General features: G+C 61.1%; 25 protein-coding genes. All 25 read left to right on the top strand.

The features are described from left to right. Nucleotides 1–31: 31 nt before the first annotated feature. A complete protein-coding gene (gene rpsL / locus EPD81_RS02105) occupies nt 32–409 on the top strand; it encodes a 30S ribosomal protein S12 (protein WP_142803771.1) in 378 nt (125 codons plus the stop codon). Nucleotides 410–448: 39 nt separating this feature from the next. After that, nucleotides 449–919 (top strand): 30S ribosomal protein S7, encoded by a 471-nt coding sequence (gene rpsG, locus EPD81_RS02100; protein ID WP_142803770.1) that lies wholly within the window; start codon nt 449–451, stop codon nt 917–919. 92 nt (nt 920–1,011) lie between these two features. Next, on the top strand, nt 1,012–3,108 hold the full coding sequence (gene fusA / locus EPD81_RS02095; RefSeq protein WP_142803769.1) for an elongation factor G: 2,097 nt from the start codon (nt 1,012–1,014) through the stop codon (nt 3,106–3,108). Between the two features lie 37 nt (nt 3,109–3,145). Then, complete coding sequence (gene tuf / locus EPD81_RS02090; protein ID WP_142803768.1) at nt 3,146–4,336, top strand: elongation factor Tu; 1,191 nt, start codon at nt 3,146–3,148, stop codon at nt 4,334–4,336. A gap of 72 nt (nt 4,337–4,408) precedes the next feature. After that, the gene (gene rpsJ / locus EPD81_RS02085; RefSeq protein ID WP_028874999.1) at nt 4,409–4,720 is read left to right on the top strand and encodes a 30S ribosomal protein S10; all 312 of its coding nucleotides are present in this window, start codon (nt 4,409–4,411) and stop codon (nt 4,718–4,720) included. Nucleotides 4,721–4,831: 111 nt separating this feature from the next. Then, a complete protein-coding gene (gene rplC / locus EPD81_RS02080) occupies nt 4,832–5,470 on the top strand; it encodes a 50S ribosomal protein L3 (protein WP_142803767.1) in 639 nt (212 codons plus the stop codon). A 12-nt stretch (nt 5,471–5,482) separates the two neighbouring features. Then, on the top strand, nt 5,483–6,109 hold the full coding sequence (gene rplD / locus EPD81_RS02075) for a 50S ribosomal protein L4 (protein WP_142803766.1): 627 nt from the start codon (nt 5,483–5,485) through the stop codon (nt 6,107–6,109). Beyond that, the gene (rplW, locus tag EPD81_RS02070) at nt 6,106–6,408 is read left to right on the top strand and encodes a 50S ribosomal protein L23 (RefSeq protein ID WP_142803765.1); all 303 of its coding nucleotides are present in this window, start codon (nt 6,106–6,108) and stop codon (nt 6,406–6,408) included. Before rplD ends, rplW begins: the two co-directional genes overlap by 4 nt. Before the next feature lie 6 nt (nt 6,409–6,414). Beyond that, nucleotides 6,415–7,242 (top strand): 50S ribosomal protein L2, encoded by an 828-nt coding sequence (gene rplB, locus EPD81_RS02065; RefSeq protein WP_142803764.1) that lies wholly within the window; start codon nt 6,415–6,417, stop codon nt 7,240–7,242. Between the two features lie 10 nt (nt 7,243–7,252). Beyond that, nucleotides 7,253–7,528, top strand: a complete 276-nt coding sequence (gene rpsS, locus EPD81_RS02060; RefSeq protein ID WP_142803763.1) for a 30S ribosomal protein S19 — start codon at nt 7,253–7,255, stop codon at nt 7,526–7,528. A gap of 18 nt (nt 7,529–7,546) precedes the next feature. Further along, a complete protein-coding gene (gene rplV, locus EPD81_RS02055) occupies nt 7,547–7,876 on the top strand; it encodes a 50S ribosomal protein L22 (RefSeq protein WP_028874993.1) in 330 nt (109 codons plus the stop codon). Between the two features lie 9 nt (nt 7,877–7,885). After that, nucleotides 7,886–8,671, top strand: coding sequence for a 30S ribosomal protein S3 (gene rpsC / locus EPD81_RS02050; protein ID WP_142803762.1), 786 nt, complete (start codon nt 7,886–7,888; stop codon nt 8,669–8,671). Continuing rightward, nucleotides 8,649–9,068: a 50S ribosomal protein L16 gene (rplP, locus tag EPD81_RS02045; RefSeq protein ID WP_142803761.1), complete on the top strand. Its 420-nt coding sequence runs from the start codon at nt 8,649–8,651 to the stop codon at nt 9,066–9,068. Before rpsC ends, rplP begins: the two co-directional genes overlap by 23 nt. Continuing rightward, entirely contained in the window at nt 9,068–9,262 is a 195-nt protein-coding gene (rpmC, locus tag EPD81_RS02040; RefSeq protein WP_142804237.1) for a 50S ribosomal protein L29, read from the top strand. Before rplP ends, rpmC begins: the two co-directional genes overlap by 1 nt. Beyond that, complete coding sequence (rpsQ, locus tag EPD81_RS02035) at nt 9,259–9,531, top strand: 30S ribosomal protein S17 (RefSeq protein WP_142803760.1); 273 nt, start codon at nt 9,259–9,261, stop codon at nt 9,529–9,531. Before rpmC ends, rpsQ begins: the two co-directional genes overlap by 4 nt. 159 nt (nt 9,532–9,690) lie before the next feature. Then, nucleotides 9,691–10,059 (top strand): 50S ribosomal protein L14, encoded by a 369-nt coding sequence (gene rplN / locus EPD81_RS02030; RefSeq protein WP_142803759.1) that lies wholly within the window; start codon nt 9,691–9,693, stop codon nt 10,057–10,059. A gap of 9 nt (nt 10,060–10,068) precedes the next feature. After that, nucleotides 10,069–10,386 carry a 50S ribosomal protein L24 gene (rplX, locus tag EPD81_RS02025; protein WP_142803758.1) on the top strand — a complete coding sequence of 106 codons (318 nt, stop codon included), beginning with the start codon at nt 10,069–10,071 and terminating at the stop codon, nt 10,384–10,386. 9 nt (nt 10,387–10,395) lie between these two features. Continuing rightward, nucleotides 10,396–10,935, top strand: coding sequence for a 50S ribosomal protein L5 (gene rplE, locus EPD81_RS02020; RefSeq protein ID WP_142803757.1), 540 nt, complete (start codon nt 10,396–10,398; stop codon nt 10,933–10,935). Nucleotides 10,936–10,942: 7 nt separating this feature from the next. Next, entirely contained in the window at nt 10,943–11,248 is a 306-nt protein-coding gene (gene rpsN / locus EPD81_RS02015; RefSeq protein WP_142803756.1) for a 30S ribosomal protein S14, read from the top strand. Nucleotides 11,249–11,260: 12 nt separating this feature from the next. Next, the gene (gene rpsH / locus EPD81_RS02010; protein WP_142803755.1) at nt 11,261–11,656 is read left to right on the top strand and encodes a 30S ribosomal protein S8; all 396 of its coding nucleotides are present in this window, start codon (nt 11,261–11,263) and stop codon (nt 11,654–11,656) included. Nucleotides 11,657–11,667: 11 nt separating this feature from the next. Next, nucleotides 11,668–12,201, top strand: a complete 534-nt coding sequence (gene rplF / locus EPD81_RS02005) for a 50S ribosomal protein L6 (protein WP_142803754.1) — start codon at nt 11,668–11,670, stop codon at nt 12,199–12,201. A gap of 12 nt (nt 12,202–12,213) precedes the next feature. Next, nucleotides 12,214–12,567 (top strand): 50S ribosomal protein L18, encoded by a 354-nt coding sequence (gene rplR / locus EPD81_RS02000; RefSeq protein WP_142803753.1) that lies wholly within the window; start codon nt 12,214–12,216, stop codon nt 12,565–12,567. A 13-nt stretch (nt 12,568–12,580) separates the two neighbouring features. Further along, nucleotides 12,581–13,105, top strand: a complete 525-nt coding sequence (rpsE, locus tag EPD81_RS01995; protein ID WP_142803752.1) for a 30S ribosomal protein S5 — start codon at nt 12,581–12,583, stop codon at nt 13,103–13,105. Nucleotides 13,106–13,108: 3 nt separating this feature from the next. Then, nucleotides 13,109–13,291, top strand: coding sequence for a 50S ribosomal protein L30 (rpmD, locus tag EPD81_RS01990; RefSeq protein WP_142803751.1), 183 nt, complete (start codon nt 13,109–13,111; stop codon nt 13,289–13,291). 3 nt (nt 13,292–13,294) lie between these two features. After that, on the top strand, nt 13,295–13,732 hold the full coding sequence (gene rplO, locus EPD81_RS01985; protein ID WP_142803750.1) for a 50S ribosomal protein L15: 438 nt from the start codon (nt 13,295–13,297) through the stop codon (nt 13,730–13,732). The last annotated feature ends 1 nt before the right edge of the window (nt 13,733 follow it).

Below are 13,733 nucleotides of genomic sequence, written 5' to 3'. Positions count from 1 at the left end.
TCGCCGAATCGCCAACGAAGGAAAAGAAACTATGCCGACGATCAACCAGCTCGTGCGCAAACCGCGTACCCGCGTCCGGGAGAAGAGCGCCGCTCCGGCGCTGGAATCCTGCCCGCAGCGGCGTGGAGTGTGCACCCGCGTCTATACCACGACGCCGAAAAAACCCAACTCGGCCTTGCGTAAGGTCGCCAAGGTTCGACTCACCAACGGCTACGAGGTCATCGCCTACATTGGAGGTGAGGGGCATAACCTGCAAGAACACTCGGTGGTGCTGATCCGTGGCGGCCGGGTGAAAGACCTGCCGGGGGTGCGCTACCACATCGTCCGCGGCTCGCTCGATCTTCAAGGCGTCAAGGACCGCAAACAGGCCCGTTCGAAGTACGGTGCCAAGCGTCCCAAGAAAGCCTGATCGGTTCGAAACGTCATCTAGAAATCGCGAGAGGTCGAAATGCCCCGTCGTCGTGAAGTTCCCAAGCGTGAGATTCTGCCGGATCCGAAGTTCGGCAACCAGAACGTCTCAAAATTCATCAACGTGATCATGGTCTCGGGCAAGAAGTCCGTGGCCGAACGTATCGTCTACGGCGCCTTCGAGGCGATCGCCGCCAAGGGGGGGAAAGATCCTCTGCAGGTTTTCAGTGCGGCGATCGAAAACGTCAAGCCGGTGGTCGAAGTCAAGAGTCGTCGTGTCGGTGGTGCCAATTATCAAGTGCCGGTGGAAGTGCGGCCGTCGCGGCGCCTCGCCTTGTCGATGCGTTGGCTGCGTGATGCGGCGCGCAAGCGCTCCGAAAAATCCATGGCGCAGCGCTTGGCCAATGAACTGCTGGAGGCCGCCGAAGGGCGTGGTGCCGCCATGAAGAAGCGTGACGAGGTTCACCGCATGGCCGAGGCGAACAAGGCCTTTGCGCATTACCGTTATTGATCGCAAATCCATGGCGCGGCGGGCCCCATCGAGGCTGGCCCGCTTTTGCGTTTTCGACGAACGATATTTTGGAACTCTTGGCGGGAAACGACGTGGCACGCAAAACACCCATCGAACGCTACCGTAACATCGGTATCTCGGCGCACATCGACGCCGGTAAAACCACGACCACCGAACGCATCCTGTTCTACACCGGGGTCAACCACAAGATCGGGGAGGTGCACGAAGGCGCCGCCACCATGGACTGGATGGAACAGGAGCAGGAGCGGGGCATCACCATCACTTCCGCCGCCACCACCTGTTTCTGGCGCGGCATGGACATGCAGTTCCCCGAGCACCGGTTCAACATCATCGACACCCCGGGGCACGTCGACTTCACCATCGAAGTCGAACGCTCGATGCGCGTGCTCGACGGGGCCTGCATGGTCTACTGTGCCGTGGGCGGCGTGCAGCCCCAGTCCGAGACCGTGTGGCGTCAGGCCAACAAGTACAAGGTGCCGCGTCTGGCTTTCGTCAACAAGATGGACCGTCAGGGGGCCAATTTCTTCAAGGTCTACGAGCAGATGCGCGCCCGCCTCAAGGCGAACCCCGTGCCGATCGTCATCCCCATCGGCGCCGAGGATTCGTTCGCCGGCGTGGTCGACCTCATCAAGATGAAAGCGATCATCTGGGACGAGGCTTCCCAGGGCACCAAATTCGAATACCGCGACATTCCCGCCGAACTGAAGGATCAGGCGCAGGAGTGGCGTGAAAAGATGCTCGAGGCTGCCGCCGAGGCGAGCGAGGAGCTCATGAACGAGTACCTCGAAAACGGCGACCTGCCCGAGGCCAAGATCGTCCAGGGGCTGCGGCTGCGCACCATCGCCACCGAGATCCAGCCCATGCTGTGCGGCTCGGCCTTCAAGAACAAGGGCGTGCAGCGCATGCTCGACGCCGTGATCGAATTCCTGCCCTCTCCGGTCGACATCCCGCCGGTGCAGGGAACCGATTTCGACGGCAACGTCGTCGAGCGCCGTGCGGCCGACGACGAGAAATTCTGCGCCTTGGCGTTCAAGCTGATGACCGACCCCTTCGTCGGTCAGCTCACCTTCCTGCGCGTCTATTCCGGTACGCTCAACTCCGGTGACACCGTGCTCAACGCCAACAAGAACAAAAAAGAGCGCATTGGCCGCCTGCTGCAGATGCACGCCAACGAGCGCAACGAAATCAAAGAAGTGCTCGCAGGCGACATCGCTGCCGCCGTGGGCTTGAAGGAAGTCACCACGGGCGAGACCTTGTGCGATCCGGGCGCGCCGATCAAGCTCGAATCCATGGTCTTCCCCGAGCCGGTGATCCACGTCGCCGTGGAGCCCAAGACCAAGGGCGACCAGGAGAAGATGGGCATTGCGCTGCAGCGCCTGGCGATGGAAGATCCATCTTTCCGCGTGCGTACCGACGAGGAATCCGGTCAGACCATCATCTCCGGTATGGGCGAGCTGCATCTCGAGATCATCGTCGATCGTATGCGCCGCGAGTTCAACGTCGATTGTAACGTCGGTGCGCCGCAGGTGGCCTACCGCGAAACCATTCGCAAATCGGTCGAACAGGAAGGCAAGTTCGTCAAGCAAACCGGCGGCCGTGGTCAGTACGGTCACGTCTGGTTGCGCATCGAACCGAACGAAGCGGGCAAGGGTTATGAATTCATCGACGCCATCAAGGGCGGCGTCGTACCCCGTGAATACATCCCGGCGGTGGACAAGGGCGTGCAGGAAGCGCTGCAAAGCGGCGTGCTCGCTGGATTCCCGGTGGTCGATGTCAAGGTCACTCTCTTCGACGGTTCGTATCACGAAGTCGACTCCAACGAGAATGCCTTCAAGATGGCTGGTTCCATCGCCTTCAAGGAAGGGATGAAGAAGGCCAATCCGGTGTTGCTCGAACCCATCATGGCGGTGGAAGTCGAGACCCCCGAAGAGTTCATGGGCAACGTCATGGGCGATCTTTCCGGGCGCCGCGGCGTCATCCAGGGTATGGACGACCTTCCCGGTGGCATCAAGTCCATTCGTGCCGAGGTGCCGCTCGCCGAGATGTTCGGTTATGCCACCCAGCTGCGTTCGCTCACCCAGGGGCGTGCCACCTACTCGATGGAATTCAAGCACTACGCCGAAGCGCCCAAGTCCGTTGCCGAGGCGGTGATCAACAGCCGGAAGTGAGCGGTTTTTCTTTATCACGTTTGCAAGGGGAAATACGATGGCAAAAGCGAAGTTCGAGCGCACCAAGCCGCACGTGAATGTGGGCACGATCGGTCACGTGGACCATGGGAAGACGACGCTGACGGCGGCGCTGACGACGGTGCTGTCGAAGTACTACGGCGGCGAGGCGAAGAAGTACGACGACATCGACGCGGCGCCGGAAGAAAAGGCCCGTGGGATCACGATCAATACCGCGCACGTCGAATACGAGACGGAGAAGCGCCACTACGCGCACGTCGACTGCCCGGGCCACGCCGACTACGTCAAGAACATGATCACCGGGGCGGCGCAGATGGACGGTGCCATTTTGGTGGTGTCGGCCGCCGACGGTCCGATGCCGCAGACGCGCGAGCACATCCTGCTGGCGCGCCAAGTGGGCGTGCCCTACATCGTCGTCTACATGAACAAGTGCGACATGGTCGACGACCCCGAGCTGCTCGAGCTCGTCGAGATGGAAGTGCGCGAGCTGCTCTCCAAGTATGATTTCCCGGGCGATGACGTGCCGGTGATCAAGGGCTCGGCGCTCAAGGCGCTCGAAGGCGACCAGAGCGAGATCGGCGAACCCTCGATCCTCAAGCTCGCCGAAGCGCTCGACACCTACATTCCCACGCCCGAGCGCGCCATCGACAAGCCCTTCCTGCTGCCGATCGAAGACGTGTTCTCCATCTCCGGTCGTGGCACGGTGGTCACGGGCCGGGTCGAGCGCGGCATCGTCAAGGTGGGCGACGAAGTCGAGATCGTCGGTCTGCGCCCGACGCAGAAGACCACGGTCACGGGCGTGGAGATGTTCCGCAAACTCCTCGATCAAGGGCAAGCGGGCGACAACGTCGGGGTGCTGCTGCGCGGCACCAAGCGCGAAGACGTCGAACGCGGGCAAGTGCTCGCCAAGCCCGGGACGATCACGCCGCACACGCACTTCGAGTGTGAAGTGTACGTGCTCTCCAAGGAAGAAGGCGGGCGTCACACGCCGTTTTTCAGCAACTACCGGCCGCAGTTCTACTTCCGCACCACTGACGTCACCGGTGCCATCAAGCTGCCCGAAGGGGTGGAGATGGTGATGCCCGGTGACAACGTGAAGCTGGAAGTGAAGCTGATCGCCCCGATCGCGATGGAAGAAGGCTTGCGCTTCGCCATCCGTGAAGGCGGCCGTACCGTCGGCGCCGGCGTCGTCACCAAGATCATCGAGTAATCGTTTTGCTGCTCTGACCCGGCGGGACATTCCCCGCCGGGTTTTTCTACCTTTCGCTCTTTGGAATGAATCATGAACAATCAGAAGATCCGCATCCGCCTCAAGGCATTCGACTATCGGTTGATCGACCAGTCCGCGCACGAGATCGTCGAGGCGGCCAAGCGCACTGGGGCCGTCGTCCACGGCCCGATTCCTTTGCCGACCAAAATCGAACGCTATAACGTATTGCGCTCGCCGCACGTGAATAAAACCTCGCGTGACCAGTTCGAGATCCGTACCCATCGGCGGCTCATGGACATCGTCGAGCCCACGGACAAGACCGTCGATGCCTTGATGAAGCTCGACCTCCCTGCCGGGGTGGACGTCGACATCAAGCTGATGTAAGCCTTGCCTTGCATTAGAGATCGATCCGGCCTATAATTGCGCGTTTACCCACTTCGGCGGGTCTTATTTCGTACACGTCCGGTCAATCGTAACCGGTTCGAGGAGAACAACATGAGTCTAGGCCTTGTCGCTCGCAAGGTGGGCATGACTCGGATTTTCACCGACGATGGTCAGTCCATTCCGGTGACCGTGCTCGAAGCCTCCGCCAACCGCGTGACGCAACTCAAAACGCCAGAGACCGATGGCTATGCAGCCGTCCAGGTCGGTTTTGGCGCGCGAAAGCCTTCGCGCACCACCAAGCCGCTCGCCGGGCATTTCGCCAAGGCGGGCGTCACTGCGGCGCGTGTCTTGCGTGAATTCCGCGTCGCCCCCTCCGATCTCGCCTCGTTGCAGCTCGGCCAGGAGCTTTCCGTGACGATGTTCCAGCCGGGACAGAAAGTCGACGTCACCGGTCGCTCCATCGGTAAAGGGTTCGCCGGCGCGATCAAGCGCCACAACTTCAGCTCCAACCGTGCCTCGCACGGGAACTCGATCACTACGCGCGCGCCCGGCTCCATCGGTATGGCGCAGGATCCCGGTCGCGTCTTCCCCGGTAAGCGCATGGCGGGGCATTTGGGCGACGAGACCGTCACGGTGCAGAATCTCGAGATCGTGCGCGTCGATGCCGAGCGCAACCTCCTGCTCGTCAAGGGGGCGGTTCCTGGTGCCAAGGGCGGCGACGTGATCGTGCGCCCGGCGGTCAAAGGCTAAGGCGAGGTGGATATGGAACTCAAGCTATTGAATGCGCAGGGTCAGCCTGCCGGAACCACTCAGGTCTCCGACGCGCTCTTCGCCCGCCCTTACAACGAAGCGCTGGTGCATCAGGTCGTCGTCGCTTATCAGGCCAATGCCCGTCAAGGTACGCGCGCTCAGAAAGATCGTTCCCAGGTGCATCACTCCACCCGTAAGCCCTGGCGGCAGAAGGGGACGGGGCGTGCGCGCGCAGGGATGACTTCCAGCCCCCTGTGGCGGCATGGCGGAAAGATTTTCCCCAGTTCGCCGGACGAGAATTTCAAGCAGAAGGTCAACCGTAAGATGTACCGCGCGGCAATGGCCACCATCCTGTCGCAGCTCGCCCGCGAAGAGCGCCTGGCGGTGATCGACGATTTCCGCGTCGATGCGCCCAAGACCAAACTCGTGGCACAAAAGCTCAAGGAAATGGGGCTTGCGGGGACGCGCGTGCTGCTGATCACCGACGAGCTCGATGAGAATCTGCTGCTCGGCAGCCGCAACCTCAAAGATGCGCTGGTGCTGGCGGCGCACGAGACCGATCCGGTGGCTTTGGTGCACTTCCCGAAAGTGCTCCTCACCAAGGGCGCCGTGGCCAAATTCGAGGAGATGTGGCAATGACGATCAGCGAAGAACGCCTCTATCAGGTTCTGCTCGGCCCGCAGATTTCGGAAAAAGCCACGATGCTCGGGGAGCGTCTCAATCAAGTGGTATTCCGCGTCGCGCGCGATGCCACCAAGCCCGAAATCAAGGCCGCCGTCGAGAAGCTCTTCGATGTCGAAGTCGAGGGCGTGCGAGTGCTCAATGTCAAAGGCAAGGAAAAACGGACGGGGCGAATCACGGGCCGCCGTGCCGGTTGGAAGAAAGCCTTCGTCTCGCTCAAGCCGGGCCAAGAGCTCAGCTTCATGGCCGGGGAGTAAACCATCATGGCAGTGATCAAGATGAAACCGACTTCGCCCGGCCGTCGCGCCATGGTGCGGGTCGTCAACAAGGAACTCTACAAGGGTCGGCCGTATCCTTCACTCGTCGAAGCGATGACGCGTCTCGCGGGTCGCAACAACGCCGGACGCATCACTACCCGGCACAAGGGCGGCGGGCACAAGAAGCACTATCGCATCGTCGACTTTCGGCGTAACAAGGACAACATCCCGGCCAGGGTCGAGCGGATCGAGTACGATCCCAACCGCTCAGCGCACATCGCACTGTTGTGCTACGCCGACGGGGAGCGCCGTTACATCCTCGCGCCAAAAGGGCTGACGGTCGGCCAGACCATCATGAGCGGTCCGCAAGCGCCGATCAAGCCCGGCAATGCGCTGCCGATCCGTGCCATCCCGGTGGGAACGACGCTGCACAACGTCGAGCTCGTGCCGGGCAAGGGCGGGCAGCTCGCTCGCGCTGCAGGAACTTCGGTCCAGCTCGTCGCGCGTGAAGGTGCCTATGCCCAGGTGCGTCTGCGCTCGGGCGAAGTGCGCAAGGTGCACGTCGAATGTCGCGCCACTATCGGGGAAGTGGGCAATGGTGAGCATTCCCTGGAAAAACTCGGCAAGGCGGGGGCTTCCCGCTGGCGTGGCGTTCGTCCTACCGTACGCGGTGTGGCGATGAACCCGATCGACCACCCGCATGGTGGTGGTGAAGGGCGCACGGGCGAGGGCGGCGTGCCGCGCAGCCCATGGGGTCAGCCGACGAAAGGGTATCGCACTCGCCGCAACAAGCGCACGGACAACATGATCGTCCAGCGTCGGCACAAGCGTTAAGGGGTAAGTCATGGCACGTTCCGTCAAAAAAGGGCCGTTCGTCGATGCCCATCTGCTCAAGAAGGTCGAGCAAAGCCGCGCGACCAACGACAAGCGTCCGATCAAGACCTGGTCTCGCCGCTCCACGATCCTGCCCGAGTTCATCGGGTTGACGTTCGCGGTGCACAATGGCCGGCAGCACGTGCCGGTATTCGTTACCGAGGCCATGGTTGGACACAAACTCGGCGAATTCTCCTTCACCCGCACCTTCAAAGGGCACGCCGCGGGCAAGAAGTCTAAACGCTAAAGGTCGAGGAAACGAGATATGGAAACCAAGGCTATCGTGCGCGGCGTGCGCCTTTCTCCCCAGAAAGGTCGTCTCGTCGCCGATCTCATCCGCGGCAAACCGGTGGCGCAGGCGCTCGACATCCTCGCCTTCTGTCCGCAAAAAGGTGCGCATTTGATTCGTAAAGCGCTGCTTTCGGCCATCGCCAATGCGGAACACAACGACGGTGCCGACGTCGATGAGCTCAAGGTCAAACGCATCATGGTCGAGAAGGGCGTGGTGCTCAAGCGCTTCCGGGCGCGGGCCAAAGGGCGTGGGGCGAAGATCCTCAAGCCTACGTCGCACATCATCGTCGCGGTCGGAGAATAAGGAGCGAACATGGGACAGAAAATCCATCCGACCGGCTTTCGCCTCGTCGTCACGCGTGACTGGTCCTCGCGCTGGTTTGCTTCGAGCAAGGACTTCCCGCGCCTGCTGCAGCAGGACGCCCAGGTTCGTGGGTACTTGAAGAACAAGCTCAAGCATGCGGCCGTCAGTCGTATCGTGATCGAACGCCCGGCCAAGAGTGCAAAGATCACGATCCACTCGGGGCGTCCCGGTGTGGTCATCGGGAAGAAAGGTGAGGACATCGAGCTTCTCAGGGCGGATCTCAACCGTCGCATGGGCGTGCCGGTGCACCTCACGATCGAGGAAATCCGCAAACCCGAGCTCGATGCACAGCTCATCGCCGAATCGGTCGCGACTCAGCTCGAGAAACGCATCCAGTTCCGTCGCGCCATGAAACGTGCGATGCAAAACGCGATGCGGCTCGGGGCGAAAGGGATCAAGATCATGACCTCCGGCCGTCTGGGCGGGGCCGAGATCGCACGCTCCGAATGGTACCGTGAGGGTCGGGTTCCCCTGCAAACCCTGCGCGCCGACATCGATTATGGTTTTGCCGAGGCACAGACCACCTACGGGATCATCGGCGTCAAGGTCTGGCTCTACAAGGGCGACATCCTGGCGCGTAATCAGGCACCGCAGGAGCCTGTCGAGCGGGAAGCTCGGCGTCCCGCGCGGGGTCGTCGTGACGAAGGGGAAGGCGCGCGCCGTGGTCGTCGCACCCGCGCCGCCAAAGCGAACGTAACTTCGGGAGTGGGCGATGCTGCAGCCGAAACGAACTAAATTCCGCAAGGTCCAGAAGGGCCGCAACAAGGGACTGGCAACGCGCGGGACCTCCGTTTCCTTCGGCGAGTTCGGTCTCAAGGCGATCGGCCGCGGACGGCTTACGGCTCGCCAAATCGAAGCAGCGCGGCGCGCCATGACCCGTCACATCAAGCGCGGCGGGCGGATCTGGATCCGAGTGTTTCCCGATAAGCCCATCTCCCGGAAACCTGCCGAGGTCCGTATGGGAAGCGGGAAAGGAAACCCCGAATACTGGGTCGCCGAAATCCAGCCGGGCAAAGTCTTGTATGAAATGGACGGTGTGAGCGAAGCGCTGGCCCGTGAGGCGTTCGAACTCGCCGCTGCGAAGCTGCCGTTCAAGACCGTCTTCGTCACCCGCAAGTTGGGAGCGGCATGATGAAAGCAAAAGACATGCGTGAAAAGAGCGTCGACGAGCTCGAGAAAGAATTGCTCGAGTTGCGCAAGGCGCAATTCTCGCTTCGTATGCAACAAGCGACGCAGCAACTGACCAATACCGCGGCGATGCGTGCTACCCGGCGCGATATCGCGCGGATCAAAACCCTCCTGCGGGAAAAAGGGGTGCGTAAATGACCGAAGAAATGCAAAACAAGACCCGGCAGCGCATGGTTGGACGCGTCGTGAGTACCGCTCGGGCCAAGACGGTCGCGATATTGGTCGAACGTCGCGTGGCGCATCCCCTCTATGGGAAGATCGTCACCAAATCGCGCAAATTCCATGCGCACTGCGAAGATCCGGAAGTGGCGCTCAACGATGTCGTCGAGATCGAAGAGTGCCGTCCGATTTCCAAGACAAAAACCTGGAAGGTCGTCCGGCTCGTGTCCAAGGCACGTCTTGCCTGATTCGCCCTTGCAATTTTCTGCCGCATCGGTTATAGTGCTGGACTCTTGCCCCGTCGCAAGGCGGGGCACTTCGTTTTCCTTCGTCGCTTGAGCCGTGTGCGCGCCGAAGGTGTTTGAGTCCAAAACTGTCCGCTCTAGCGGTATAAGTTGGAGATTTTCATGATCCAGATGCAGACCCTCTTGCAGGTCGCCGACAATAGCGGCGCGCGCAAGGTCATGTGTATCAAAGTGCTTGGGGGCTCCAAGCGCCGCTATGCCAACGTCGGCGACATCATCAAGGTGTCGGTCAAGGAAGCGGCCCCGCGCGGGCGCGTCAAGAAAGGCGACGTCTATAACGCCGTCGTCGTTCGCACCGCCAAAGGGGTGCGCCGTCCCGACGGTTCGCTCATCAAGTTCGATGGCAACGCCGCCGTGCTGCTCAACAACAAGCTCGAGCCGATCGGTACGCGTATTTTTGGCCCTGTTACGCGTGAATTGCGTACCGAGCGATTCATGAAGATCGTCTCGCTCGCCCCCGAAGTCATCTGAGGTGTCGCAATGAAGAAGATCCGTAAGGGCGATCAGGTGATCGTGATCGCCGGCAAAGACAAAGGGCGCCGGGGGGTAGTGACGCGCCGCGTCAGCGACGAAAAAGTCATCGTCGAGGGGATCAATCGCGTCAAGAAACACGTGCGCCCCAATCCCTTGCGCGGAATCGCAGGTGGGATCATCGAAAAAGAGATGCCTATCCACATCTCCAACGTCGCGCTATTCAATCCGCAGACCCAGAAAGCCGACCGGGTCGGGATTCGGGTGCTCGAAGATGGCCGTAAAGTGCGCTTCTTCAAGAGCACCGGCGAAGTGGTGGACGTCTAAGGAGCGAACATGGCCCGGTTGCTACAACAGTACAAAGAAAAGGTCGTGCCCGAACTCGTCAGCAAGTTCGGCTACAAGTCGATCATGGAAGTGCCGCGCATCACCAAGATTACGCTCAACATGGGCGTAGGTGAGGCCGTGGCCGACAAGAAAGTCCTGGAGAATGCCGTCAAGGATCTGGCGGCGATTTCGGGGCAAAAGCCCGTGATCACCAAGGCGCGCAAATCGATCGCCGGTTTCAAGATCCGCGAGGGGTACCCGATCGGATGCAAGGTGACGCTGCGCGGCGCTCGGGCATACGAATTCCTCGATCGGCTCATTTCGATCGCTCTGCCCCGCGTGCGGGATTTCCGCGGCGTTGGCGGCAAGGGGTTCGATGGTCGTGGCAACTTCAACCTGGGTGTGCGTGAGCAGATCATCTTTCCGGAGATCGAGTACGACAAGGTCGATGCGCTGCGCGGCATGAACATCACCATCACGACCACGGCGAAAACCGACGAAGAGGCCAAGGCGCTGCTGGCCGCGTTCAAGTTTCCCTTCCGGAATTGAGGCTGACATGGCAAAGAAATCGATAATCAATCGCGAGGAAAAACGTCGCAAGCTGGTGGCCAAGTACGCGGCCAAGCGCGACGCTCTGCTCGCCAAAATACGGGACATGAGTCTGTCCGAAGAAGAGCGCATGCAGGCGCGCCTCGAGCTGCAGCAACTGCCGCGCAACGCCAGCCCTACTCGGTTGCGGAATCGTTGCGCGATCACTGGCCGTCCGCGCGGAACTTTCCGTAAATTCGGTCTGAGCCGAAACAAGTTGCGTGAAATGGCTTTCCGCGGCGAAGTCCCCGGCATGACCAAGGCGAGCTGGTAAGGGAGTCCGAAGATGAGCATGTCTGATCCGATCGCCGATATGTTGACGCGCATTCGCAATGCGCAAAAGGCGGAAAAGCCTACCGTCGAGGTTCCTGGCTCCAAGCTCAAGTCCGCGATCGCTCGCGTATTGCACGAAGAGGGCTACATCGATGGGTTCGAGGTGCGGCAGGATGGGCCGAAATCGACCCTGGTATTGAAGCTCAAGTACTACGCTGGTCGTCCCGTGATCGAGCGCATCGAGCGGGTGTCGCGTCCTGGTTTGCGCATCTACCGTTCCGTCGCCGACTTGCCCAAGGTCATGAACGGTCTGGGAGTGGCCATCGTGTCTACGCCCAAGGGGGTGATGACCGATCGTGCCGCTCGCAAGGCGCAAGTCGGTGGCGAAGTGCTCTGTTACGTCGCCTGAGGGAGATCGAGATGTCGAGAATCGCAAAACAACCGATCGAGGTTCCGGGTGGCGTCGACGTCACGATCGACGGCAGCCGTGTCGCGGTCAAAGGTCCGCTCGGCGCGCTCGAGTTCTCGTTCAATCCCGCCGTGCGCATCGTCCGGGATGGTAACGTGCTACGCTGCCAGGGCGACGAGAAGATTCCCGGCAGCGTTGCTCAAGCCGGTACTGCGCGGGCCATCCTCGCCAACATGGTGCATGGGGTCGCGAAAGGGTTCGAGCGGCGCCTTACTTTGGTCGGAGTGGGTTACCGCGCACAGCTGCAGGGTAACAAGCTGAATCTCTCGCTGGGCTACTCGCACCCGATCGAGCACGAGCTTCCTGCGAGTATCAAGGCCGAAGTACCCCAGCCGACCGAGATCGTGCTCAAAGGGGCCGACAAGCAACAACTCGGCCAGCAAGCCGCCAAGATCCGCGGTTACCGTCCGCCGGAGCCTTACAAGGGCAAGGGTGTACGCTATGCGGATGAAATCGTGGTCTTGAAAGAGACCAAGAAGAAATAAGGGCATTCGATCATGAACAAGAAACTTGCACGTCTGCGCCGTGCCCGCAAAACCCGGGCGAAGATCGCGCAGCTGAAAGTGCCGAGCCTCACGGTTTACCGTTCCAACTCGCACGTCTACGCGCAGATCATCTCCCCGTGCCGTTCACGCGTGCTCGCTGCCGCGTCTACGCTCGACAAGGAGCTGCGCGACAAGGTGAGCAACGGGGGTAACAAGGCCGCTGCGGCGCTCGTGGGTCGTGCCATCGCCGAGAAAGCCAAGGCGATCGGCATCGAGACGGTCGCGTTCGACCGCTCGGGATATCTCTATCATGGTCGCGTGCAAGCCTTGGCTGAGGCCGCGCGCGAAGCCGGGCTCAAATTCTGATACGGGAAAAGCGATGGCCAGGAATCAGCAAGACAAGCGCCGACCTGCGGAAGAGCGGCAGGACGAGCTCAATGAAAAGATGGTGTCGATCAACCGCGTCAGCAAGACCGTCAAGGGTGGGCGCATCCTGAGCTTTGCGGCGCTGACGGTCGTCGGCGACGGTGACGGTGGCATCGGCATGGGTAAGGGTAAGGCCCGTGAGGTACCGGTCGCGGTGCAAAAGGCCATGCAGTCGGCCCGTCGTGACATGGTCAAGGTGCCTTTGAAAAACGGCACCATCCAGCATACCGTGATCGCCAAGCACGGTGCTTCCACGGTGATGATGAAGTCGGCTCCTCCGGGTACCGGAATCATCGCCGGCGGTGCCATGCGCGCGGTGTTCGAGGTGATGGGCGTCAAGGACGTCATCTGCAAGATCATCGGCTCGACCAACCCGTACAACGTGGTGCGCGCCACGATCAAGGGATTGACGGCCACACGCCGTCCTTCCGAGCTTGCCGCCAAGCGCGGCAAGTCCATCGAAGAGATCACGGAGTGAGCCATGGCGAACGACAAAGTCAAGGTGACGCTGATCAAGTCTTTGATCGGCACGCGTAAGGATCATCGTGCCACCGTGCGCGGGCTCGGCTTGCGTCGGCTCAACCACACGGTCGAGCTCGCCGACACCCCTCAGGTGCGTGGCATGATCGCCAAGGTGTCTTATCTCCTGAAGGTCGAGGGCTGACAAATGCAACTCAACACCATCAAACCGGCCGATGGGGCCAAGAAAGCGAAGAAGCGGGTCGGCCGCGGCATCGGTTCCGGTCTGGGCAAGACCTGCGGCCGGGGGCACAAGGGCCAGAAATCTCGCTCCGGAGGTTTTCACAAAGTCGGTTTCGAAGGCGGTCAGATGCCGCTTCAACGCCGTCTGCCCAAGCGTGGATTCGTCTCGCCTACGGCCAATGACGTGGCCGAGGTGCGCCTCTCCGACCTGGAGCAGATCCCGGTCGAGGAGATCGATCTGCTCGTGCTCAAGCAAGCGGGGGTCGTTCCGCGAACCGCCAAAGCGGCAAAGGTCATCCTTGCGGGTACCCTTTCGCGCAAGCTCATCCTGCGGGGAATCGCGGCCACCAAGGGGGCCAAGAGCGCCATCGAGGCGGCCGGCGGCACCCTCGTCGAATCCTGAG

The organism is Tepidiphilus sp. J10 (assembly GCF_006980785.1).
Taxonomy (GTDB): domain Bacteria; phylum Pseudomonadota; class Gammaproteobacteria; order Burkholderiales; family Rhodocyclaceae; genus Tepidiphilus; species Tepidiphilus olei.
The sequence above is the reverse complement of the archived record's forward strand: the minus strand, read 5'-3'. Positions and strand labels throughout refer to the sequence as shown.